Source organism: Arenimonas sp. (assembly GCF_035721105.1).
Taxonomy (GTDB): Bacteria; Pseudomonadota; Gammaproteobacteria; order Xanthomonadales; family Xanthomonadaceae; genus Arenimonas.
This window is the reverse complement of sequence record NZ_DASTNG010000035.1, coordinates 1-21,995: the sequence shown is the minus strand read 5'-3', so window position 1 is coordinate 21,995 and position 21,995 is coordinate 1. Positions and strand designations below refer to the sequence as shown.

The following is a 21,995-nucleotide window of genomic DNA, read 5'->3' as shown; positions in this document are numbered from 1 at the left end:
TTTCCTACCTTCTGGAGCTTATCGAAGAGCTGCGTGATGCTTCGGCTGAGCAAGAGCCTTCTACTCTGACCGAGTGGCAGATATACAAGCTCATCGTTGATCGATTAATGCTTCGCGATCTTCAGCGTTCCCCTGCGCTTGCGCCCGAGGATAGACGTGACTCGCTACAGAAGCTTGCGCTCACTCTCTCAAGGAAAGAAGTTGCGGCTGCCAACGAAGAGGTTTTCGCAGAGATTATCAACGATAACTTTAAGGCCAGCTTGCGCCGCCTGTCGCCCGAAGAGAAACGAGCAAAGCAAGACGAGTTGTTCCAAGATCTTCGTAGCTCAGCGACCCTCACTCGAACTGAGGCTGGTGGTCGCAGTGGTTGGATTTTCTCGCATAACTCACTGAGAGAGTTCTTGGTTGCAGAGCTTTGTGTGGGAGCGCTAGTGAAGGGCGCTGGGCTAGATGCTGCTTTTCCAATTACGTCACCAATGAGGTCTTTCGTAGCATCTGCGCCGCCGGAGATTGCAAAAGGCTTCATCAATGCGCTGCAGGGCAACTGGGCCAAGCGCCAGATCTCTAACTTGGGTCTGTATCTTTCGCTCGGTGTTGATCTTCTCTCGGCCCAGGAAGGTGGCTTTGCCAAAGCCCTGCACAAGGTGGCTAGCAAGCAAGCTGGCGGGGCTTTGGATTTCGAAGGGATAGCCCTAAAAGATATGGATCTATCTGCGGTTTCCTTAGATAGGAAGAAACTGCTGATTCACGCAAAGGATTCCAGCTTAATGGAGGTTTCACTCAAAGGCTTGGACCTTGCCAGTAGTGATTTTAGCGCCAGCGTTCTTGATCGTGTTTCGTTCACCGATTGCCAGCTTGGGGGCTGCTCTTTTGCTTCTGCCATTGTGTTCGAGTGCGATCTTTCCAATTCTTCAGTGGCAGGGGCTGATTTCACCGGACTGGATGCCGCATCGAACTTTATGGTCAAGGTTAGTGGGGACGCAGTTGTTCTCGCTGGACCGGCAGCGATTGGGTGGCTGCGTTTCAATGGTGCGACGACAGACGCTGTTCCAGCCTATGTCGAGCTGCAGCACCATCCAAAATTTGCGATTGTTCTCAAGATTTGCGAGAACATTTCAGATCAGAAAAATAGTCAAATTCGTGGGCTAACTCAGAGGGGTTCGGCTCAATCTGACACCGCATTCGCAAAGGAATTTTTAACTCATTTGAGAAACAGCGAAATTATTACAATAGTGCGTAATGAGCTGGTGACCACTACAAGCGAAGGCCGCAAAAAGTTGACTCGCTTCGTCGACCACAAAGATATGCCTACGGAGATTGAGTCGTTCTTGCGTGGCAGAGTCTGACGTTCGTCAGGTTCCGGACGTTTCGGCTTTTGAGTTCGCTTCATCAGCTTTTTCGTCAGAACCCCTTGCTGGCTTCGGGTTCACTTTCGTCTCGATATCGGACGCACGCGACCTGGCGGTATTGCGGCTGTGTCGTTAAATTGCCAAATGCAGCGCCATCACGCCAATTGGGCTCAGTGCCAGTAGCGAAATTCCACCGCCATCGTCACTCATCAGTTCGATTTGATTAGCATTGCGACGACTATCGCCTCGATGTAGATGCCAGTGGTCGGGGCTTCCAGTAGCAGTGAGATGCTTTAGGGCAAGGCCGCAGTGCCGTCTGGACCGTATTTGCTCGCGGTAAGCGCGCGTCTGGCGGCTCTGCGAGCCGATGACGTAGCGGATCTTTCTCCGCCGATGGCCATGTGTCGGATACTCTCCCGTCCAACGTTAGCTTTTCGGGAGGACGCTCGTTGAAGGAACCTTCTATCAAGCCCGACTGGCAAGACCTCGACTTCCGGCGCCGGGCAACGGCGCCTGCCCGGCGCGAGGACCACCGCTCGTACTTCGGGGTGGCTGTCACAATCTTCCTCGCCACGGCGCTGGTCTACCCTTGGTACGCGTACTTGGTTAATTCCTATCTGATCGCCCGGGAGATGAACGCGGCGATGCAGGTGGTCAACAGCGAGCTTGAACGCGCGAGCCAGGCCATGGAGCGCCAGGCCAATGCCAGCGCGCAGGCGGCGGCTGCGTCGTCGCTACGGCGGCGCGTGGCGGGTGTCAGCGTTCGTGGCACCAGCATTGTGCAGGGCCAGCGCGTGGTGGTGGTCACCCTTGGTGAGGCCTCCCTTGCCGAGGCAAAGACGAAGATTTGCCAACAGGCGGCCCGTTACTTCCGACAGTCGCTTCAAGGCGAGCGCCTGCGGATACAGGCCAGCAACGGCAACCGGCCCGCACGCGATGCGGGGGCCGTGATTTGTGATTAGCTATGCCAATGAATGTATCCATTGGTAATTGCCGTTCGGGCAGGCCGGGGACTCGGCCAGACGCGGCCGGGCGTCCCGTTGGCGGCGTCTTGCGCGCTGCCTGGCTGGGTGCGGTGCTGGCCCTGCTGGCGGCCTGCTCGTCCCCGACAGACTTCGGGCCCGACATTATTCTCCCGGACGCGTCCATGCTGCGCCCCAATCCGGGCTGCCAGGTCGTGTCCTCGCTGCCCGCCGTGGCGCTGCCGCGCGCGTCGGATGGCAACGGGGGCTACCTCGGCGGGTGGCGGGCGACCCTGCGCTTCGAGGCCGACTGCCTGCCCCCGGTCAGCGATTCCGCGGCCTGGTGGAAGCCTTACAGGATCACGTTCGAGCAGACCTTCGTGATGTCGCCTGAATCGCCGGGCGTCCCCAGCGGGTGGCGCGCGGGCGCCGTGCTTCCGGTGGTTGACCTTGAACAGCCCCAGCGGACGGTCGATGTCGCGGCGCAGGCCACGGTGAACAACTGCGACGTCCTGCTGGACCGCATCGAGTCCGAAGCCTTGCCCTGCCTGGGCACCCGGGCACCCCACATCGGCAACATCCTGCGGGAGGCGTTGGCACGCGACCGGGACCCGGCGCGGCGCAGGGTCGAGGTTCATGACGACAACGATCTCAATGCCAAACGCTTGTCCCGCGACGGTATCTGCCTGCACCGCTGGCGGGAGCTCCAGCGCGACCTGCGGTCGCCCGAGGCCTGCGTTGTCGATTAGTCATCCTGAGGAACGCCTGATGCCTGAACTTGAGCCGAGTGCGTCGCCCCGCCGAACCCCGGAGGCCTCCGGTGCCGTTGGTCTGGCCCGGCCGCCGGCGTCAGCGCGCCTCTCGGGTCGGCGCCTCTTGCGGCGCTTCGGACTGGCCGCGGCCATCGCCCTGCTGTCCGCCTGCGTCCCTGGCGCCGGCATCTCGGACGATCTGCCCGACGCCTCGCTGGCGAAGGCGCCCCCGGGCTGCCAGATCGCCTCAATCGCGCCCGCCGTGGTCTTGCCCGAGTCGGACCCCAACGCAAGCGGCTCCGGCTGGCGGGTGGCGATCCTCCGTTTCGAGGCGGTCTGCGTGCCCGACGCGGGAACTCCCGCGCCCTGGTGGCAGCCGTACCGGATCAGCTTCCAGCAGCGCTTTTCGAAGCCGACGAAAGCGTCCGATACCCCGCAGGCGTGGTTCGGCGGCGAGACCCAGCACGTTTCCGACCTGGACCATCCCAGCCGGCCCGTGGATGCCGCGACCGAAGCCATGGGCCAGAACTGCGCCCTGCTGCTGGACCGCATCGAGTCGGAAACCCTTCCCTGCGTGCGGGCCAAGGATCCGCTGAGCGCCGTCCGCCTGCGGGATGCCCTGCGGCGCTACCGCGATGAGTCGCGGTTCACGATCAACATCAACGGCGAGAACGACCTCAACGCGGTGCGCCTGTCGCGCGACGCGGGCTGCCTGTCGCATTGGCGCCAGGTGCAGGGCCTGATGGACACCCCGCTGCAGGTCTGTGCGTCGAACTAGCCGCGTCGCGCCGCTTCGATCCTGGCCACGTCGATCTTGCGCATCGTCATCATTGCCTCGAATACGCGCTTCGCCGCCGCGCGATCCGGACTGGTGTAGCCCTCGGTCAGCACGCGCGGGGTGATCTGCCAGCTGATGCCCCAGCGGTCCTTGCACCAGCCGCAGTCGCTTTCCTGGCCGCCGTTGCCGACGATGGCGTCCCAGTAGCGGTCGGTCTCCGCCTGGTCGTCCGTGGCCACCTGGAACGAGAAGGCTTCGCTGTGCCTGAAGGCCGGACCGCCATTCAAGCCCAGGCAGGGCAGGCCCAGCACGGTGAACTCGACGGTGATCACCGCGCCTTCCTCGCCGGCCGGGTAGTCGCCCGGGGCGCGATGCACGGCCTTGACCTCGCTGTCGGGGAAGGTGGCGGCGTAGAAGGTGGCTGCTTCCAGGGCCGTGCCGTCGAACCACAGGCAAATGGTGTTCTTGGCGATCATGCGATCTCTCCTGGCGGGGAGCGGGGTAGGCGGGTGCGGATCGACACCGCGGCCAGCAAGCGCCGGTAATGCTGCCGCAGCTGACCTCAGCCCGGCGGCCCTTGGCCTGACCCGTTGCCGCAGACGCGGGTCACCCGCGTGCGGTAGGCGCCCACGTTGTCCCCGGGCACCCGCTTCCGCTGCGTGCCCTTGACCTCGTCGATCTTGTGCTCCGATCCGGTCACGGGCTTGGCGTCCACCGCCGTCTCCCTCTCGAAGGCGTGCGACTTGTCGGTGTTGCGGTAATAGCGATACAGGGCCCAATACAGCGCCGCCGCCCCCGCGGGGCCCAGCGCCAGCAGCCAGCCGCCACCGTCATCGCTCATCAGTTCGCTCCAATCAGCAGGGCAATCACGGCGCCTTCGATGAAGGTGCCGGCCGTCAGCGCCGCCAGCATCAGCTTCCAGTGCTGCACCGGCACGCTGCCCATGGTTTCGCCGGTGCGGCCGTTCACGGCGATGTAGTGGATCATGCTGCCCTTGCCGCCGGGCTCCTGGTAGGAATACAGCCACACGGGCAGGTACATCGCCACCCAGCGGGTGCCGTGCACGTCCAGGCTTTCCTCTTCCCAGCGCACGCCGCGGTCGAACCGGTTCACCGAACCGTGCACCTGGGCGCGGGCGATCGACAGCAGCTGGTCCTCCAGCTTCGGGCGCAGGTGCTCCACGTCGGCGTCGCGCTTTTCCGAGCTGAAGCCCGACAGGTAGCTGGCGTTCCACTTCACCGCGTTCTTGGTGTCGAAGGGCAGGATGGTGTTGATGATGTTGTTGGTGTTGACCTTGGTGTCGAGCTTGCCGCGCTCGCGCGAGGATTCGAGCGGCAGGTCGTCCACCGTGAAGTCCACCTGGCGGTCCACCTGGTAGACGTCGGCGTCGTAGTAGGTCTTCTTGTTGTTGCCGGTGCCGCGGGTGTAGCGGCGGGTCTGGATCTCGGCCTGGCCGGCCATGCCGGCGCTGGCCTTGCCGTCCACGATCATGTACGGCATGTACACGCCCACCACGTTCTCGGGCGTGAACTGTTCCTTGAATTCCTTGAGCGCGAACATCCGGCGCTTGTCGACGAACTGGCGGATGCGCGCCACGGCGTCGTCCTTCTTGATGCGGAAGGGCAGTACTGCATCGGGCACGGCGCCGTTGGGCACCTGTTCGTTGACGCCGAAGACGTGGCGGCACCAGTGGCAGCGCGCCGTCATGTTGCTTTCGGTGTTGACGGTGACCTCGGCGCCGCAGCCGGTGCACTTGAAGCTCATCAGGCTGGCGCTGTCGGCCGCGATGTCGCGGGCGCCGGAGGCGATGATGGTGCCGCTGAGCTCATCCAGGCCTTCGCCCAGCCCGAAGGCTTCCTCCACGCCCACGCCGTGCCACTCGTTGCGGCAGAACAGGCAGATCAGCAGGTCCGTGCCGGGCCGCTGCTTGATGTCGGTGGCGCCGCACTTGGGGCAGTGGTTCTGGCCGTCCTTGAGCTCTTCCGACGAGGTGTCGATGGCGACCGGATCGGGCGCCAGCACCTCGTCCCGGATGGGCTTGGGCAGGGTGGCCGGGTCGACCGGGAACGTGCCCGGCTCCGGCGGCACGTCCTGCGGCGAGCCCGGCCCGATGCCGGGGGGCAGGGGAGGCGGGTTGGCGCCCGTGTTGTTCGACATGGCGGCGGCTTAGAGACCCAGTGCCTTGGCCTTGGCCGCGTCGTAGTCGGCCTGGGTGATCAGACCCATGTCGAGCATTTCCTTGGCCTTCTTGAGCTTGGCGATCGGGTCATCGGCCGCGGGGGCGGCCGGCGCTGCCGGCTGCTGCAGGTTGCCGATGCCGCCCATCATGCCGCCCGCCATGCCCAGGCCCACCAGGCCGGCGGCGCCGCCGTTCTCGCCGGCGGCCTGCATGCCCGCGGCCACGCTGGCCTGCAGGTTGGAGTTGCCGCGCGAGCCGGCCAGCGCATCGGCGCGCTGCACGGTCTTGAGCAGTTCCTTGGTGTTGGCGTCGTACTCGATCGAGATGATGGCGGTCTTGACGATGGCCAGGCCGCGGTCGCTGCTCCACTGGTAGGCGTGCTCCACCGCCGCCGACAGGCTCTTGGCGAAGCCGATCGAGTCCTGCTGCAGCTTGGTGATGCGGTTGCCCTTGCCCGGATCGTTCGTATACAGGCTGAAGGCCGGCGCCAGCGAGCCCACCACTTCGTTGAACAGCTGGCTGGCGGCGGCATTGTCGATGTCGGTGAAGTCGAACACCTGGCCCGGCTGCAGGTAGGTGGCCGGCACGAAGTTCTTCACGAACAGGATCGGGTCGATGATCTTCATCGTGTACGAGCCGCGCGTCACCGCGCCGACCTGGGTGTTGAGGAAGCCGTCGTCCCAGTAGATTTCCGACTGGGTGCCGAAGCGGTTGTCCGGCAGCTCCTTGAGCGAGACGAAGAAGGCCAGCTGCTGGCTGCCCGGCTGGCCGCCGAACTTGAAGCGCTCCCAGCTTTGCTTGATCAGCGGGCTGACGATGCCGTCACCGGCGAAGATGGACTGGGAGTTGATGTCGTCCGAGCGCCACTCGTAGCCGCCGGCCTCGGCCACGAAGGCCGTGACCTTGCCGTCCTGCATCAGGAGCAGGCCGTAGCCCTCGGGCACGACGATCTTCGAGCCGTTGGTGATGATGTTGGACGAGCCCTTGGTGTTCGACCCGCGCCCGGCATTGGTGCCCTGCGGCACGGCCGCGAACAGCGCCGCGGTCGCCGGCAGCCCGGCCGGCACCGTGTAGAAGTCCTTCCACTGGTCGGCCAGCACGCCACCCACTGCACCCTTCACCGCCTGCACAAGACCCATGACCGTTCTCCGCGTTTCGTGGCCGGTAGGGCACCGGCCTTGCCTGCCGGACTATACAACCGGCGCGTGGCGCACCACGACTGCCGTTCGTCACCGCCTGTGGGCGGGCAAGCGGTGGCCGGTGCGCTTGGATAATTACGTCAACCGGCGTCTCCGACGGCCATTTCGTCATCTAGAATCAGGCCAATGCGAACCTTCGTCCTCCGCGCCCGCGCCGCCCCGACTGACAGCCAGAAGCTGCTGGCCGCCGTCGGCCAGGACGCGCATCCCGAGATCCTGGCGCACACGCTGATGAACGCCATCTTCGTGGCGCAGTCGCATCGTGCCGACGTGGTGGTCTACCTAGTGCTGGAAAGCACGCAGGACTACTCGCGCACGATCCGCTTCGAGGCCGGCGCCATGCACGACATCGGTGGCTTTGACGAGCGGGCGCTGCTGGCCAAGGTGGCCGCGGCGCTGGACGCCTCGCGCGGCATGGGCAAGGAAGAGATGCGACCCGTGGCCTCGGGCGTTACCGTGCGCACGATCAGCTTCGAGAAGCTGGTGCTGGAGCTGGCCACCGACCACCAGCTCTTCGTCATGGCCCCGAAGGGCACGCCGATCGGCGAGCAGGCGTTCGAAGGCAATCCCTGCTTCCTGCTCACCGACCACATCCCGATGCCGAAGAACACCTTCCACACCCTCGACCGCCTCGGCACGAAGCGGATTTCGCTGGGTCGGAAGATGCTGTTCGCCTCGCAGTGCGTGGTGCTGATCCACCACGCGCTGGACGAACGCTAGCCCCTTACCTCGCCCCAAGGAGTCCGCATGAGCTGGTTGATCCTGGTCCTGGCCGGTCTGTTCGAAGTCGCCTGGGCCGTGGGCCTGAAGTACACCGAGGGCTTCACCCGCCTCTGGCCGTCGCTGGGCACCGTGGCCGCCATGGTCATCAGCATGTGGCTGCTGGCCATCGCCATGCGCGACCTGCCGCTGGGCACGGCCTACGCGGTGTGGGTGGGCGTGGGCGCGGTGGGCACGGCGATCCTGGGCATCGTGCTTCTCGGCGAGCCGGCCAACCCCGGGCGGCTGATCAGCCTGGGCCTGATCCTGGCCGGCATCATCGGACTGAAGCTGGCAACACCAGTCTGAGTTCGCGGCAGCGCCCGGCGCGTCCGGGCCCCGACGGTGCGGCCGGCGGGCGGGGGACCCGCGCCGATTCCCGCGGCGTCGGCGGCCCCGCATAATGCGCGCCTCGTTGGACGCTATTGCCGGATGGATTGATGATCAGTTCCACTGCCGCCCGCCCGATGGCGCACCTGGCGGCCGCCGCATGGATGCAGGACCTGGCTTCGGGGAATCGCGTGACCAGCTACGAGAATGCCGCCACCTTCGTGCTGCCGTTCCAGGGGCACCGGCTGGCCGCCCGCCGCGGCGGGCAGGGGCCGGCGCTGTGGCTGGTCCACGGGTTCCCGACCTCCAGCCGCGACTGGCGCGGCGTCTGGCCGGGGCTGGCGGCCACGCATGAACTGTTCGCGCTCGACATGCTGGGCTTCGGTGCCTCGGCCAAGCCGCGGGGCTTCCGGTATTCGATCGCGGCCTCGGCCGACCAGTGGGTGGCGCTGGCGGAAGCCACCGGCCTGCGCGAGGTCGCCGTGGTCGCCCACGACTACGGCAACACCGTCGCGCAGGAATTGCTGGCGCGGCAGCGCGAGGGGGCGCTGGGGTTCCGCATCACCTCGGTGGCCTTCCTCAACGGCGGCCTGTTCCCGGAAGCCACGCGTCCGCTGCGAATCCAGCGCCTGCTGGCCGGGCCGCTGGGGCCGCTGCTGGTGCGCCTGACCCGCGAGCGGCGCTTCAAGGCCAGCCTGCAGGCCATCTGCGCCCGCGACTGGCCCCCGGGCGAAATGGACGAAGCCTGGCAGGCGCTGGTCCGCGCCGGCGGCAAGGCGGTGATGCCAAAGCTGCTGCGCTACATCGCCGAGCGCCGCGCGCACCGCGCCCGCTGGGTGGGCGCGCTGGAACAGGCCGGCGTGCCGATCACCCTGGTCAACGGCCTCGAAGATCCCATCTCCGGCCGCGGCATCGTCGCCCGCTGGCGCGAGGTCTTGCCCGGGGCGCCGGTGGTCGAACTCCCGGGCGTGGGCCATTACCCGCAGGTCGAGGCGCCGGACGCCGTGCTGGCGGCCCTGCGCCACTTCCACGGCGGCGCCTGATCAGCCGATCGCGACGACCGGGCTAAACCCGCCGAAGATCATCCGCGCCCCGTCGAAGGGCATCGGGTGGGCCTGCGGGTCGAGGCGCGGGTCGGCCATCATCTTTTCCATGCCGGCGTCGCAGGTGGCGCGGTCGGGCCATTCGATCCACGAGAACACCACCGTCTCGTCGTCCCGGCACTTCACCGCGCCGAAGAAATCGGTCTGCTTGCCGCGCGGCACGTCCTCGCCCCAGCACTCGAGCACGCGCAGCGCGCCGAACTCGATGAACAGCGGGTCGAACATCGCCGCATGGTCGATGAACTTCTGCTTGTTGGCGGTGGGGACGGCGATCACGAAACCCTGGACGTAGTTCATGGCGCTTCTCCTCGGGACAGGCGAGGAGCCTAGCGCCGGCGGCCGGCGGCCGCCAGCGCGGGTCCGTCACGGCGCGGCCACGGCGCGCCCGGTGCAATGCAGGCCCTTTCGACCGGAGGCTGCCGATGATGCTGGCCCGAACTGCCCTGTTGGCGCTTTGCCTGGCCGCGGCCCCGGTCTCCCTGGCCGCCCCGGAGGGCCCGATGAAAACCCTGGTTCGTTTCGATGGCGCCTCCGAGGAGCCGCGCTGGGTCGCGGTGAACGACGGCGTGATGGGCGGCCGGTCCCAGGGCGGGCCGGAGGTCGATGCCGGGCAGCTGCGTTTCACCGGCGTGCTGTCGCTGGCCAACAACGGCGGCTTTGCGTCGGTGCGCACCGTGGGGCGGGATTTCGACTTCACCGGCGCCAAGGCGGTGGTGCTGCGGGTGCGCGGCGACGGACGCCGCTACCAGCTGCGGCTGGCCACGGACGCGCGCTTCCGCGGCATCACGGTGTCCTACGGCGGCGAGTTCGCCACCCAGGCCGGGCGCTGGACCGAAGTGCGGGTGCCGCTGTCGGGCCTGCGCGCCAGCGCCCACGGGCTGGCGCTGCTGGGCCCGCCGTTCGAGCCGGCGCAGGTGCGCGAGATCGGCCTGCTGATCGGCGACAAGCGCGAGGGGCCGTTCGCGCTCACCGTCGACTGGATCGCGCTGGAGTAGGGCGGCGGGCGGCGGTGCTAAAGTCCCGGGCATCGTCCATGCACGGAAACCGCAGGCCATGATCGCTTCCGAAACCTATCCCATCGGCACCCCCGGCCAGCCCTGGGGCGATGCCGAACGCGCCGCCTGGCGCGCCCGCCAGGCGCGCCAGCGCAGCTATGCCGACGACGTGCTGGTGGCGGTGGACCGCCTGCGCGAACGCTTCGACGTGCAGCAGTACGGCGTGCTGGACGTCGGCGACGACGGCCAGTTCCCGCTGTACGTGCTGCGCAGCCGCGACTGGCGCGCCGACTTGCCCAGCGCGCTGGTCACGGGCGGCATCCACGGCTACGAGACCAGCGGCGTGCACGGCGCGCTGCAGTTCGCGGAAAGGCACGCGGCCGACTACGCCGGCCGCATCAACCTGATGATCGTGCCCTGCGCCAGCCCCTGGGCCTACGAGCGCATCCAGCGCTGGAACGCCGCGGCGCTGGACCCAAACCGCGCGTTCGGGCCCGACGGCCAGGCCGCGGAATCACTGGCGCTCAAGCAGCTGGTGGCGCCGCTGCGCGACCAGTTCCTGGTGCACATGGACCTGCACGAGACCACCGACAGCGACGAGTCCGAGTTCCGCCCGGCGAAGGCGGCGCGCGACGGCGAGGTGTTCGAGCCCGGGGAAATCCCCGACGGCTTCTACACCGTGGGCGACACCGAGGACCCGCAGCCCGCGTTCCAGCAGGCCATCATCGCCGGCGTGGCGCAGGTGACGCATATCGCGCCGGCCGACGCCAAGGGCGAGATCATCGGCTCGCCGGTGGTGGCGCACGGCGTCATCAACTATCCGTGCCGTGAGCTGGGGCTGTGCGCCAGCGTCACCCGCGCGCGCTTCCGCAGCACCACCGAGGTCTACCCCGACAGCCCGCGCGCCTCGCCCGCGCAGTGCAACGACGCCCAGGTGGCGGCGGTGCGGGCGGCGCTGGACTTCGCGCTGGCGCAGGCCGGCGGCTGAGGTGCGGGCGCGGTCGGGCCGCGGGCAGGGCGGTGGCTGAGCGGTCCCTGCGACGCGGGTGGGCGCTGGCGGGCCTACTGGTCCTGGTCGCCGGCTGCGCCACCACGCCGCCGGGCCCGTCGCCGGAGGCGGTGCGGCAGGACATCGTGCGCCGGATCCCGGTGCACGTGCCCGACCGCATTGGCTGGGCCACCGACATCGAGCTGGCGCTGCGCACCCAGGGCATCGCGCCCACGCCCGAGAACCTTTGCGCCGTGCTGGCGGTGACCGAGCAGGAGTCGGGCTACCAGGCCGATCCGGCGGTGGCCAACCTGCCGGCCATTTCCCGGCGCGAACTCGAGCGGCGCGCCGAGGCGCTGCACGTTCCGAAGTTCGCGCTCAACGCAGCGCTGCGGCTCGCCTCCACCGATGGCCGCAGCTACGGCGAGCGGCTGGACCGCGTGCGCACCGAGCGCGAACTCAGCGAAATCTACGAGGACCTGACCGGCCGGGTGCCGCTGGGTCGCCAGCTCCTGGACGGGCGCAACCCGGTGCAGACCGGCGGTCCGATGCAGGTGTCGATCCCGTTCGCCGAAGCGCATGCCGACGGCTATCCCTACGCGGTCGAGACCAGCCTCCGTCGCGAGGTGTTCACCCGGCGCGGTGGGATGTATTTCGGCATCGCCCACCTGCTGGGCTACCCGACGCCCTACACGCGCAAGGTGTATCGTTTCGCCGACTACAACGCCGGCTGGTACGCCAGCCGCAACGCGGCCTTCCAGCAGGCGGTGGCGGTGGCGTCCGGGCGCCGGCTGGCGCTCGACGGCGACCTGCTCACGCCCGGCGCGCCGCTGGGAAAACCCGGTGAGACCGAGCGCGCGGTGCGCACGCTGTCGGCCGAGCTGGGCTTGGATGAGCGGGCGATCCGCAGGCAGCTCGCGCAGGGCGACCGCCTGGACTTCAACGACACCGTGCTGTTCCGCCGCGTGTTCGAGCTGGCCGAGGGCCGCGGCGGCCAGCCGCTGCCGCGGGCGGTCATCCCCGGCATCCGGCTCGAGAGCCCGAAGATCACCCGCGCGCTCGACACCGCCTGGTTCGCCACCCGGGTCAACGAGCGCTACCAGCGCTGCATGGCGAAATAGCCCGGCCGCGAACCCTTTCGCCTTCCCGGTGTCTCTCCAGGGGTACTGCCCCTTCCTTCCGGAGTGTCCGATGATCCGCCAAGCCCTTGCCGTCCTGATGCTCACCTTCGCCAGCGCCGCGCCCGCGGCCGAGCTGGCGCCCGCCGCCGACCAGGTCCGCCCGATCCTGCTCGGCTCGAAGCTGCCCGACGTTCCGCTGCGCACCGTCACCGGCGAGGCCACCACGCTGGCGCGCCAGGTGGCCGGCAAGCCCGCCATCCTGGTGTTCTACCGCGGCGGCTGGTGCCCGTACTGCAACCTGCAGCTGAGCGAGCTGCGCCTGATCGAAGACCAGGCCAAGGCGCTGGGCTACCAGATGATCGCCATCAGCCCGGACCGCCCTGAGGAGCTGGCCAAGACCCTGGACAGCGCCGAGCTGACCTACACGCTGCTCTCGGACAGCCGGGCCGAGGCGCTCAAGGCCTTCGGCATCGGTTTCCGCGTCGACCGGGTCACGGTCGCCAAGTACCGCACCTTCGGCATCGACCTGGAGAAGGCCTCGGGCAACGAGGTGCCCGTGCTGCCGGTGCCCTCGGTCTACATCGTCGACGGCGAGGGCGTGCTGCAGTTCGGCTACAGCCATCCCGACTACACCATCCGCATCCCGGGCAACGTGATCCTGGCGGCAGCCGAGGCCATCGCCGCCCGCAAGGATCGCCTGCAGCCCAAGCGCTGAAGGCGAAAGACGGCCGGCCCGGGCGGGCAGGCGCCGCCCGGCCGTCCCGGCCCCCGACTTTTGTCAGGGGCGAAGCCGCGGGCGGGCAGGGCAGAGTGGCGCATCCGCGGGGCCAGGAGGGCGCCGGGGAGCCGTCGCCCACCATCTCCAGGGGAATGCCATGACCACGCGTCGCGATCTGTTCCGCTATGCCGCCCTTGCCACCGCCGCCGCCGCGCTGCCCGCGATCGGCAGCGCCAGCGTGCCCGCCAGCCTTGGCAACGCGATCCCGAAGGCGGCCAAGCCGCTGCGGATCCTGATCCTGGGCGGCACCGGCTTCACCGGTCCGTTCCAGGTGGCGTATGCGCTGGCGCGCGGCCACCAGGTCACCACCTTCAACCGCGGCCGCCGCCCGATCGCCGAATGGGGCGACCGCGTCGAGCAGCTCGTCGGTGACCGCACCACCGGCGACCTCAAGGCGCTCGAGGGCCGCGAGTGGGACGTGTGCATCGACAATCCCACCAGCCTGCCGTACTGGGTGCGTGATGCCGGCCGCGTGCTCAAGGGCAAGGTCGGGCACTACCTCTTCATCTCCACGATCTCGGTCTATGCCGACGGCGCGGCCGCGGGCATCAACGAGGACTCCGCGCTCGCGCCTTACGCGGGCGCCGATGCGATGGCCGAGACGCGCGAGACGCTGATGGCGAACATCGAAGGCCTGTACGGTCCGCTCAAGGCGCTCAGCGAAGCCGAGGCCCGCAAGCAGTTCGGCGAGCCGGTCACGATCGTGCGGCCGGGCTACATCGTCGGCCCGCGCGACGAGACCGACCGCTTCACCTACTGGCCCAAACGCATCGCGCAGGGCGGCGAGATCCTGGTGCCGGGCGACGGCCAGGACCCGGTGCAGGTCATCGACGGCCGTGACCTGGGCGAGTGGATGATCCGCCTGGCCGAAAGCGGCACCACGGGCGTCTTCAACGCCTGTGGCCCGGACTACGCGATGTCGATGGATGCGATGGTGCACGGCTGCCACGCCGTCACCGGCGGCCCGGCGAGCTTCACCCACGTCCCGCGCGAGTTCATCGAGAAGAACGAGGTGGGCCTGCCGATCTGGGTGCCGCGCGAAGGGTCGCCCTATTCGGGCTATGGCGCGGTCAGCAATGCGCGGGCGATCGCCGCGGGCCTGACGTTCCGGCCGCTGGCCGAAACGGTGGGCGACCTGCTGGCCTGGTACCGCAGCCTGCCGGCCGAGCGCCAGGCCGAAGTGCGCGCCGGCATCGCCCGCGAGCAGGAAGCGGAGCTCCTGAAAGCCTGGCACGCCCAGGCCTGACGCCCACGAAAAAGGGGTCAGTGTCCATTTGCGTTTCAAACGCAAATGGACACTGACCCCTTTTTTTGGATTCAGCGGATGCTCTTGAGGCGGGCGGCGCGGCGACGGGCGCGGGCTTTCTTGTTCATGGTCTGGGCCTGGGTGGTTGGAAAGGGCGCGCAGTGTCCCACAAATCGCCGGGTCGGGGTGGGATGGCGGCGGCTTGACCGAGGTCAGGGCGGGGGCGGTGCCGGTCGCGGACGCTAGGCCGGACGGTCGCCGACGGCGCCGCCCACCCACGGAGTGAAACGATGCGATACGACGTCCGCCTGGCCTCGCCATCCCCCAATCTCGCCGCCATCCGCGCCGCGCTCGGCGATGCCGACCCGGCCGCGATGACCGACTTCGACCGGACCACCGGCCTGCTGCGCGTCTCCGCCACCCTGGGCGTGGCCGAACTGGCGCGGCTGCTGGCCAGCGCCGACCAGCCGGTGGCCCTGGCCCAGATCATGCCGCTGCCTTCGACCTGCTGCGGCGGCTGCGGCGGCTGACGCCTCAGGGCAGGCGCACCAGCTCGACGCGACGGTTCCTGGCCCGGCCGGCCTCGGTGCCGTTGTCCGCCAGCGGCTGGTCGGGTCCGAAGCCGCGGGCCTGCAGGCGATCGGCGGCGATGCCGCGCGACACCAGGACGGCCTGCACGGCTTCGGCGCGCTGGCGCGAGAGTTCGCGGTTGCGCTCGGCGGTGCCGGTGCTGTCGGTGTGGCCGTCGATCGACAGCCGCAGCGCCGGATCGGCGGCCAGCAGGTTCTGGATTTCCTTGATCACCGGGCCGGCGTCGGGCCGCAGCGTCGCCTCGTCGATGTCGAAATTGATGTAGAGCGCGATGCGGCCGTCGGCGTCCAGCGCTTTCTTCATGGCGGCGGCGTCGATGAAGGCCAGCCGGGTGGTCATGGCCTGGCGCTCGAGCACCACCAGCTCGCCGTGCAGCGGGATGGCGCCGGTGCTGACCTGGATCCACCACTCCTTGCCGTCCTGGCGGATCAGGTAGGTGTGGTTCTCGCAGCCGTCGCTGGCGCAGGTGCCGTGGTAGTGCTTGTCGACCGCGTCGCGGCCGCCGAAGGCGTCGTTGACCGCGTGCGTGTACTGGGTGCGGCTGATTTCCTGGCCGCCCAGTTCGGCGATGGCGTTGGCGTAGTTGCGGTGGAACTCGATGTCCGAGTACTCGCGCTGGTCGGGGTTGGTGAGCTGGAAACGGTCGCGGAAGACCTTGCCCTCGACGGCGACGACCTGGTCGCCGGCGATCATGTGTTCGCGGTCGAAATTCTTGTTGCGGTCGCGGTCGCTGAGGGTGCTCACCAGCCCTTCGGGCGCCTTGAAGAACGGGAAGGGCGGCAGCAGCGCGGTGGACTCCGGGACGCTCGCCGGGTCGAATGCGCCGGCCGGATCCATGCCGGCGGCCGGGGCCGCGTCGGAGGGGGAGGCCGACGCCGGCGCCAGCGGAGCGGCGAAGGCGAGGGCGGCGGCGAGCAGGACGGGGGTCAGGCGCATGGCGGTCTCCAGCGTGAAGGAAGGGGCCGGCAGGATCCGGCGCCCCGGGGCGTTCCACCCCCTTCACACGCGGAAGGGGGGCGCCCGCGGTCAGCGGCCGGCCCCCCGGACCCTTGGCATCGGCCGCCGGTGGCCGCATCTTTGCAGCCTTGGACACAGGCAGGGAGCAGGACGATGGCCACCGGCTGGGCCGGCGATGGCGCCGTGCAGGATCAGATCGATGCGACCGTGAAGGACGGGATCAAGCGCGCGCGCAGCCAGCTGCCGACCGGTCCCAGCCTGTCGCGCTGCGAGGAGTGCGATGACCCCATCCCCGAGGCGCGCCGCCAGGCCCTCCCGGGCGTGCGCCTGTGCGTGCCCTGCCAGTCGGCGCGGGACGGGGTCCAGGCCGGCGCCGGCTACAACCGGCGCGGCAGCAAGGACAGCCAGCTGCGTTGAGGCCAGGCTCACGGACCTGGCGCCCGGGATTGGGTATGCTCCGGCCATGCTTGACGACCTCCCGCAGACCCTCCGCCTTGGCGGTCGCTGGCTCCTCTTGGGCGCGTGGCTGGCCACCGCCCTCCCGGTAATGGCCGCCGAGCGGGCGCTGGTGGGCGGCGACCCGAACTATCCGCCCTTCCACTACCTGGACGAAGACGGCCAGGCCGCCGGCCGCGACGTCCAACTGGTCCGCGCCATCGCCCGCGACCAGGACCTGCAGGTCGAATTCAGCCTGGTCGAATGGGGCCGCACGCTGTCCTTGCTCGAGCGCGGCTCGGTGGACATGGTGCCCATGTTCATCACCGAGGACCGCGCCCGCCGCTTCGACTTCAGCCAGCCCTTCGCGCGCCGGCACCACCAGGTGTTCGGGCGGCGCAAGGCCGGGCGCATCGACGGCGTCGAGGACCTGGCCGGCCGCCGGGTCGCGGTCCAGTTCGCGGGCATGGCCTGGGAGTGGCTGTCGAACCAGAACGCGGGCGTCGACATCCAGCCGATCAACATCGAGGACAGCGCCGTGCTGGCCGTGGTCCGCGGCGAGGCCGACTTCGCGCTGGTGCCCAGCGACATCGGCGAGCGCGCCATCGCGGTGCACGGGCTCGAGGACATCGTGGCGCTCAGCCCGCCGATGCTCGAGCGCGACTATGCCTTCGGCGTCAGCCGGGGCCGCCCGGCGCTGCGGGAGAAGATCAACGCCGGCATCGACAACTTGCGCGCCAGCGGCGAACTCGATCGGATCATGACCGAGGACATTCCCGCCCGGGTGCCGACCGAACGCCACCAGCGTCCGATCCCGTTCAGCGGGCGCTCGAGCGTGTCGTGGTGGATCGCCGGCTTGATCCTTCTGGGCCTGCTGTTCTGGCTCGGCCTGCGCTGGTCGCGCACGCCGCCGGAGTGAAGCGGCCGGCTCAGGCCGGCAGGTCCTCGGCGCGGGCCAGCAGGGCGACGCGGTTGCGGCCGGCGCGCTTGGCGTCGTAAAGCGCGCGATCCGCGGTTTCCAGCCACTGCCGCAGGTCCAGGTCCCGGTCGCCGGCCGCGGCCAGGCCGATGCTGATCGACAGGCGCAGGTCGGGCATCGCCGGCAGCCGCAGCGATTCCACTTCGTGGCGCAGGGTTTCGGCGATCGCGGCGGCCGCGCCGGCGTCGACCGGCAGCGCCACCGCGAATTCGTCGCCGCCCAGCCGGCCGGCGTGGCCCGCGGGCTGGCAGGCGCGCTGCAGCCGCTCGGCGATGGCGCGCAGCACGTCGTCGCCCACCGCGTGGCCGTGGCGATCGTTGACGGTCTTGAACCGGTCCACGTCCACCAGCATCAGCGTGGCGGCCTGCCGCTTCGCGTGGCGCCGGTGCAGCATGTGGCCGGCCTGCGCCTGCCAGTGGTCACGGCTGTCGAGCCCGGTGAGCGCATCGGTGCGGTTGAGGGCCTCGAGCTGCAGGTTCTGGCGCTGCACCTGCCGCACCAGCCGGTAGCTCGACAGGCTCACCGCCAGCGCGTGGATCACCATGATCGGCAGGCAGGCCAGCACGACCGGCATGGTGGTCTCGGGTTCGAACCGGAAGCCGGTGAACAGCCCGGCGCCGACCAACCCCAGCGCCATCGCCGGCAGCGACCGCAGCCACAGTCCGCGGATGCCGGAATTGACCTTGTCGGCCGTGGCCATGGTCATCAGCAGCACCGAAGGCAGCACGTTGAAGTGCAGCACCGCCACGTAAGACCCGGCCAGCAGTGAATCGAACACGAAGTTCTGCAGTTCGGCGCGCTTGGGGTCGCGGTGGCGCACGGCGCGCACGTAGGCCAGGTGCGGCCAGGCCAGGCAGGCGAAGGCCGCCCAGGCCCAGTAGGGCCACGACGCCTGCTGCCCGGCCAGCACGACCACCAGCGGCAGCGCCGCCAGGCCCATGCCCAGGATGCGGAATCGGTAGGTGCGTTTCGGCAGGTTGCGCAGATGGCCCGGACGGGCCTCGCCGGGCCCGCCGGGCGCCGGTGGCGTGGAGCTTGGCAAGTCGTCGCATCCCCCCTGGATACGCGGCCAGCATAGCGGACCGCGCGGCGGGGGAGCGGGAAAGATTCAGCCTCGCCGGACGGACGCGGGGCCTTGGCCGATCAGCGTGCGACGGCGACCGTGGCGACCACGCCCAGCAGCAGGACCGCCACCGCGGCCAGCGTGAACCGCAGGCCCAGGCCGGGCTCGGGGGCGCCCGGCGGCGGCGTCACCACCTCGGCGGCGAGCTTGGCATCCGGGCCTTCGAGCAGCAGCCGGGTGGTCTCGGCCAGCAGCGCGGCGTCGAAGCTGTACGGGTCGAAGCTGGCGCGGCCGTGGCGGGCCATCAGCCGGCGCACTTCGCTGGCGTTGGGCACCAGCTTCATGGCCCAGCCGGAGAAGCTCGGGCGGGCGACCACGTCCCGGGCGAGCACCTTCAGGTCGTGGTGGCGGGGATCGTCGTGCAGGCGCTGGTAGAGCGCTTCGACCTCGGCCGCGGGGCCTTCCAGGCACTGGAAGAAGCAGCCGTCGCCGAAGTAGAGCGCACCGACCAGGCCGCGACGCGGATTGTTGCGTCGCGACTGGATGAGGATGCGCGCGACCTCCGGATGGATGCCGGCGCTGCCGTTGACGTCGTCGAAACGCGCGCGGCTGGCGTAGGTCAGGCGGAGCAGGGATGCCATGGGGGGAGCCTCGTTCTGGAACGGCGCGATCATTCCACGTCCCGCTTCATGGACACCGTGAATTCCGGCGTTTACACCTGTTTTTCACCTTCAGGCGGCGGGTTTGACCGGCAGCGGCGCCGGATGCCGGGCGTGGCTGGCGCGCTCGTCGCGGCAGTAGGCGCCGCCCATCGCGAACTTGCGGCAGATGCTGGGGCGGGTGGCGTAGATGCCGCAGCGCATGTGCTCGCGGTCGAGCGCGGCGCACCAGCCGTCGGCATCGCGGCGCATGACGTCCAGGCCGCGGTGGTCGACGTCGACCAGGTGCGGCGGCTGCACTTCGTCCGGCATCAGCACGACGGTGAGGCGGCAGCAGACCGCGGCGCAGCGGTCGCAGGAAACGGTGGGATCGACGCGCTGGTCGTCGTCGCGGAAAACGATGGGCATGGGCGGCTTCGGAATGGCGGACCGACCCGCGGGGCGGGTGGGTGGCGCGGGGCGGAGGGGCGAAGCGGAGCCCGGTAATCGGGACGGCGGGACGCGCAGGCGGATCAGCTGGCGGCCGCAGTCTACACCCTGGCGGGCGCCGGGGCCGGCCCTGGGCCATAATGCCGGCCCGCCCCTGGCCCGCCCCGCACCGATGAAAACCCCGAAGGGCCTGCAGCCGTTGATCGACGACGGCGTGATCGACGAGGTGCTGCGCCCGCTCAAGAGTGGCAAGGAGGCCTCGGTGTACGTGGTCCGTGCCGGCGACGAGGTGCTTTGCGCCAAGGTCTACAAGGACATGGGGCAGCGCAGTTTCCAGGCCCGCGTGCAGTACCAGGAGGGCCGCAAGGTCCGCGGCAGCCGCCAGCAGCGGGCGATGGGCAAGGCCAGCAAGTTCGGCAAGCGCGAGCTCGAGACGGCCTGGAAGAACACCGAGGTCGACGCCCTCTACCAACTGGTCGAGGCCGGCGTGAGCGCGCCGCGGCCCTACGGTTACCACCACGGCGTGCTGCTGATGGCGCTGGTGACCGACGCCGAGGGCCACAGCGCCCCGCGCCTGGGCGAGGTCGAACTTGAACACGACGAGGCCGTGGCCTTCCACCAGGCCCTGGTGCGCGACGTGGTCCGGATGCTGTGCCTGGGCCTCATCCACGGCGACCTGTCCGAGTACAACGTGCTGGTCTCGCCCGAGGGCCCGGTGATCATCGATTTCCCGCAGGTGGTCAGCGCCGCCGGCAACAATGCGGCCCGGGACATGCTGCTGCGCGACGTGCACAACCTGCGCGACAGCCTGGGCCGGTTCGCCCCGGCCCTGCGCGGGACCCACTTCGGCGAGGAGATGTGGGCCCTTTACGAGCGCGGCGAGCTGCGGCCGGACGCCGCGCTGACCGGCCGTTTCACCTTCGACCAGCGCCAGGCCGACCTCGGCGCCGTGCTGATGAGCATCGAGGACGCTCGCCAGGAGGCCATCATCCGCCAGCAGGGCCGCGAGGCCGCCGCCGAGCAGGACTGAGGCCGTCCCGGTCCCGGAACCGGGTTCTGTGACCGCCATGCTGGGCAGGCCGGGCGCGGTGGTCTAGATTGGGCGGAGTTTGCTTGCCAGGGGGCAGGGATGAGCGGGGAAACGGGCGCCAAGGCGCGCATCCTGGTGGTGGACGACTCCAAGCTGATGCGCAAGGCCGCGCACAAGATGCTCGGCGACGAGTTCGACGTGGTCACCGCCGACGATGGCGAACAGGCCTGGCAGATGATCGGCGAGGACCAGTCGATCCAGGTCGTCTTCTCCGACCTCAACATGCCGGTTGCCGATGGCTACGAACTGCTGCGGCGGGTGCGCGGCTCCGACGACGCCGGCCTGCAGTCGCTGCCGCTGATCATCGTCACCGGCGCCGAGAACGACGAGGCGGCGCGGATGCGGGCCCTGGACATGGGCGCCACCGACTTCATCACCAAGCCCTTTTCGACCACCGACCTGGTCGCCCGCGCCCGTGCCCACGCCAACAACCAGCGCGTCACCCGCCAGCTGCAGGCGCAGTCGACCCTGGACGGGCTGACGGGCCTGAGCAACAAGGCGGGCTTCCTCGATCGCCTGCAGCAGGACATCGCCTACGCGCGCCGGCACCAGCAGCCGCTGTGCCTGGTGCGGCTGGAGATGCTCGATTTCCGCCGCTTCTTCCTCTACCACGGCCGCGAGGTCGCCGAGGCGCTGGTGCTGCAGGTGGCGCGCATGCTGCGGGGCCGGATCCGCAAGGAAGACACCGCGGCCCGGGTCGGGCTGGGAGGCTTCGCGCTGTCGCTGCCCGGCGGCGACCCCGCCGGCATCGAGGGCATGATCGGCCGCCTGCGCCTGGAGCTCCTGGGCCAGCCGCCCACCGACGAGAACGGTGACCCGATCGCGGTCGAGCTCGGCGCCGCGGTGCTGTGCCCGGACCTGGGCGAGGGCCTGGGCGCGCAGGCGATGATGGACCAGTGCCAGGCGCTGCTGGACGCAGCCGAGGTGCCGGCCGTGGCGACGCCGTCGGCGACACCGGTGGTCCACGTCGAGGCGACCATCGTGCCGCTGGCCGTCGCCGGTGCGGCCCACGCCGAAAAGACGCCGCGACCCGCGGAGCAGGCGGCGCCTGCCGGGGCCGCGTTGCCCGCCGCGCCGGCGGGGCCGCCGGCCCCCGTCGAGCCCGGGCCCGCCGGACCGGCGGCCGCCGCCGGGGCGACCGAGGACGCCACGCCCGGCGCCGCGGCCGCCACCGAACCGCTGCGCCTGGATCCGCTGCTCGACCAGCTGGCCGCCGGCAATCCCCGCGCGGTGGCCGAGAAAATGCCGCAGGT

26 protein-coding genes are annotated in these 21,995 nt (G+C 69.4%); 17 read left to right on the top strand and 9 right to left on the bottom strand.

The genetic code is table 11. The annotated features are described in order from the left end of the window. From VFQ84_RS04605 to VFQ84_RS04590, 4 genes are all read left to right on the top strand, one after another. Positions 1 to 1,346: pentapeptide repeat-containing protein (locus VFQ84_RS04605; protein ID WP_325129684.1), on the top strand; the 1,346-nt coding region annotated here is incomplete at its 5' end. Between the two features lie 452 nt (positions 1,347 to 1,798). Beyond that, a complete protein-coding gene (locus tag VFQ84_RS04600) occupies positions 1,799 to 2,311 on the top strand; it encodes a hypothetical protein (RefSeq protein WP_325129682.1) in 513 nt (170 codons plus the stop codon). Positions 2,312 to 2,496: 185 nt separating this feature from the next. Next, on the top strand, positions 2,497 to 3,060 hold the full coding sequence (locus VFQ84_RS04595) for a hypothetical protein (protein ID WP_325129679.1): 564 nt from the start codon (positions 2,497 to 2,499) through the stop codon (positions 3,058 to 3,060). A 127-nt stretch (positions 3,061 to 3,187) separates the two neighbouring features. Next, positions 3,188 to 3,841, top strand: coding sequence for a hypothetical protein (locus tag VFQ84_RS04590; protein ID WP_325129677.1), 654 nt, complete (start codon positions 3,188 to 3,190; stop codon positions 3,839 to 3,841). Here the strand turns inward: VFQ84_RS04590 and VFQ84_RS04585 are convergent. From VFQ84_RS04585 to VFQ84_RS04570, 4 genes are all read right to left on the bottom strand, one after another. Beyond that, positions 3,838 to 4,317 (bottom strand): VOC family protein, encoded by a 480-nt coding sequence (locus VFQ84_RS04585; RefSeq protein WP_325129675.1) that lies wholly within the window; start codon positions 4,315 to 4,317, stop codon positions 3,838 to 3,840. The two genes, VFQ84_RS04590 and VFQ84_RS04585, sit on opposite strands and share 4 nt — an antisense overlap. A gap of 86 nt (positions 4,318 to 4,403) precedes the next feature. Continuing rightward, entirely contained in the window at positions 4,404 to 4,682 is a 279-nt protein-coding gene (locus VFQ84_RS04580; protein WP_325129674.1) for a hypothetical protein, read from the bottom strand. Next, entirely contained in the window at positions 4,682 to 5,998 is a 1,317-nt protein-coding gene (locus tag VFQ84_RS04575) for a TFIIB-type zinc ribbon-containing protein (protein WP_325129673.1), read from the bottom strand. Before VFQ84_RS04575 ends, VFQ84_RS04580 begins: the two co-directional genes overlap by 1 nt. A 9-nt stretch (positions 5,999 to 6,007) precedes the next feature. Next, positions 6,008 to 7,159, bottom strand: coding sequence for an SPFH domain-containing protein (locus tag VFQ84_RS04570; protein WP_325129672.1), 1,152 nt, complete (start codon positions 7,157 to 7,159; stop codon positions 6,008 to 6,010). Positions 7,160 to 7,345: 186 nt separating this feature from the next. On the opposite strand from VFQ84_RS04570, the gene trmY reads away from it, so the two are divergent. The 3 genes from trmY (at position 7,346) to VFQ84_RS04555 (ending at position 9,351) form a co-directional block, all read left to right on the top strand. Further along, complete coding sequence (gene trmY, locus VFQ84_RS04565) at positions 7,346 to 7,939, top strand: tRNA (pseudouridine(54)-N(1))-methyltransferase TrmY (RefSeq protein WP_325129671.1); 594 nt, start codon at positions 7,346 to 7,348, stop codon at positions 7,937 to 7,939. Between the two features lie 27 nt (positions 7,940 to 7,966). Next, the gene (sugE, locus tag VFQ84_RS04560; RefSeq protein ID WP_325129670.1) at positions 7,967 to 8,287 is read left to right on the top strand and encodes a quaternary ammonium compound efflux SMR transporter SugE; all 321 of its coding nucleotides are present in this window, start codon (positions 7,967 to 7,969) and stop codon (positions 8,285 to 8,287) included. A 131-nt stretch (positions 8,288 to 8,418) separates the two neighbouring features. Next, entirely contained in the window at positions 8,419 to 9,351 is a 933-nt protein-coding gene (locus VFQ84_RS04555) for an alpha/beta fold hydrolase (protein WP_325129668.1), read from the top strand. Here VFQ84_RS04555 and VFQ84_RS04550 read toward each other — a convergent pair whose 3' ends face one another. Next, on the bottom strand, positions 9,352 to 9,708 hold the full coding sequence (locus tag VFQ84_RS04550) for a DUF1428 domain-containing protein (RefSeq protein WP_325129666.1): 357 nt from the start codon (positions 9,706 to 9,708) through the stop codon (positions 9,352 to 9,354). A gap of 128 nt (positions 9,709 to 9,836) precedes the next feature. On the opposite strand from VFQ84_RS04550, the gene VFQ84_RS04545 reads away from it, so the two are divergent. The 6 genes from VFQ84_RS04545 to VFQ84_RS04520 all read left to right on the top strand — a co-directional run bounded on the left by VFQ84_RS04545 (position 9,837) and on the right by VFQ84_RS04520 (position 15,069). Next, a complete protein-coding gene (locus tag VFQ84_RS04545; protein WP_325129664.1) occupies positions 9,837 to 10,406 on the top strand; it encodes a CIA30 family protein in 570 nt (189 codons plus the stop codon). 58 nt (positions 10,407 to 10,464) lie between these two features. Continuing rightward, positions 10,465 to 11,394, top strand: coding sequence for a M14 family metallocarboxypeptidase (locus VFQ84_RS04540; protein ID WP_325129662.1), 930 nt, complete (start codon positions 10,465 to 10,467; stop codon positions 11,392 to 11,394). A 32-nt stretch (positions 11,395 to 11,426) separates the two neighbouring features. Further along, the gene (locus tag VFQ84_RS04535; protein ID WP_325129660.1) at positions 11,427 to 12,515 is read left to right on the top strand and encodes a DUF1615 domain-containing protein; all 1,089 of its coding nucleotides are present in this window, start codon (positions 11,427 to 11,429) and stop codon (positions 12,513 to 12,515) included. Between the two features lie 70 nt (positions 12,516 to 12,585). Further along, the gene (locus VFQ84_RS04530) at positions 12,586 to 13,230 is read left to right on the top strand and encodes a peroxiredoxin-like family protein (RefSeq protein ID WP_325129658.1); all 645 of its coding nucleotides are present in this window, start codon (positions 12,586 to 12,588) and stop codon (positions 13,228 to 13,230) included. Positions 13,231 to 13,390: 160 nt separating this feature from the next. Continuing rightward, complete coding sequence (locus tag VFQ84_RS04525) at positions 13,391 to 14,539, top strand: NAD-dependent epimerase/dehydratase family protein (RefSeq protein WP_325129656.1); 1,149 nt, start codon at positions 13,391 to 13,393, stop codon at positions 14,537 to 14,539. A 290-nt stretch (positions 14,540 to 14,829) separates the two neighbouring features. Then, positions 14,830 to 15,069: a hypothetical protein gene (locus VFQ84_RS04520; protein WP_325129653.1), complete on the top strand. Its 240-nt coding sequence runs from the start codon at positions 14,830 to 14,832 to the stop codon at positions 15,067 to 15,069. A 4-nt stretch (positions 15,070 to 15,073) separates the two neighbouring features. On the opposite strand, the gene VFQ84_RS04515 is transcribed toward VFQ84_RS04520, so the two are convergent. Further along, positions 15,074 to 16,066 carry an OmpA family protein gene (locus VFQ84_RS04515; RefSeq protein WP_325129652.1) on the bottom strand — a complete coding sequence of 331 codons (993 nt, stop codon included), beginning with the start codon at positions 16,064 to 16,066 and terminating at the stop codon, positions 15,074 to 15,076. Between the two features lie 174 nt (positions 16,067 to 16,240). On the opposite strand from VFQ84_RS04515, the gene VFQ84_RS04510 reads away from it, so the two are divergent. Together VFQ84_RS04510 and VFQ84_RS04505 are read left to right on the top strand one after the other, a co-directional pair. Next, a complete protein-coding gene (locus VFQ84_RS04510; RefSeq protein WP_325129650.1) occupies positions 16,241 to 16,504 on the top strand; it encodes a DksA/TraR family C4-type zinc finger protein in 264 nt (87 codons plus the stop codon). A 46-nt stretch (positions 16,505 to 16,550) separates the two neighbouring features. Then, a complete protein-coding gene (locus tag VFQ84_RS04505) occupies positions 16,551 to 17,441 on the top strand; it encodes a transporter substrate-binding domain-containing protein (protein ID WP_325129648.1) in 891 nt (296 codons plus the stop codon). Between the two features lie 10 nt (positions 17,442 to 17,451). Here the strand turns inward: VFQ84_RS04505 and VFQ84_RS04500 are convergent, their stop codons facing one another. The 3 genes from VFQ84_RS04500 to VFQ84_RS04490 all read right to left on the bottom strand — a co-directional run bounded on the left by VFQ84_RS04500 (position 17,452) and on the right by VFQ84_RS04490 (position 19,631). Continuing rightward, complete coding sequence (locus tag VFQ84_RS04500; protein ID WP_325129646.1) at positions 17,452 to 18,543, bottom strand: diguanylate cyclase; 1,092 nt, start codon at positions 18,541 to 18,543, stop codon at positions 17,452 to 17,454. A 101-nt stretch (positions 18,544 to 18,644) separates the two neighbouring features. Next, positions 18,645 to 19,205, bottom strand: a complete 561-nt coding sequence (locus VFQ84_RS04495; RefSeq protein ID WP_325129644.1) for a BLUF domain-containing protein — start codon at positions 19,203 to 19,205, stop codon at positions 18,645 to 18,647. A gap of 90 nt (positions 19,206 to 19,295) precedes the next feature. Continuing rightward, positions 19,296 to 19,631 (bottom strand): YkgJ family cysteine cluster protein, encoded by a 336-nt coding sequence (locus VFQ84_RS04490; protein ID WP_325129642.1) that lies wholly within the window; start codon positions 19,629 to 19,631, stop codon positions 19,296 to 19,298. Between the two features lie 193 nt (positions 19,632 to 19,824). Here VFQ84_RS04490 and VFQ84_RS04485 point away from each other — a divergent pair, with 193 nt between their 5' ends. Together VFQ84_RS04485 and VFQ84_RS04480 are read left to right on the top strand one after the other, a co-directional pair. Then, positions 19,825 to 20,682, top strand: coding sequence for a PA4780 family RIO1-like protein kinase (locus VFQ84_RS04485; protein ID WP_325129640.1), 858 nt, complete (start codon positions 19,825 to 19,827; stop codon positions 20,680 to 20,682). A gap of 99 nt (positions 20,683 to 20,781) precedes the next feature. Continuing rightward, positions 20,782 to 21,995: GGDEF domain-containing response regulator (locus VFQ84_RS04480; protein ID WP_325129638.1), on the top strand; the 1,214-nt coding region annotated here is incomplete at its 3' end.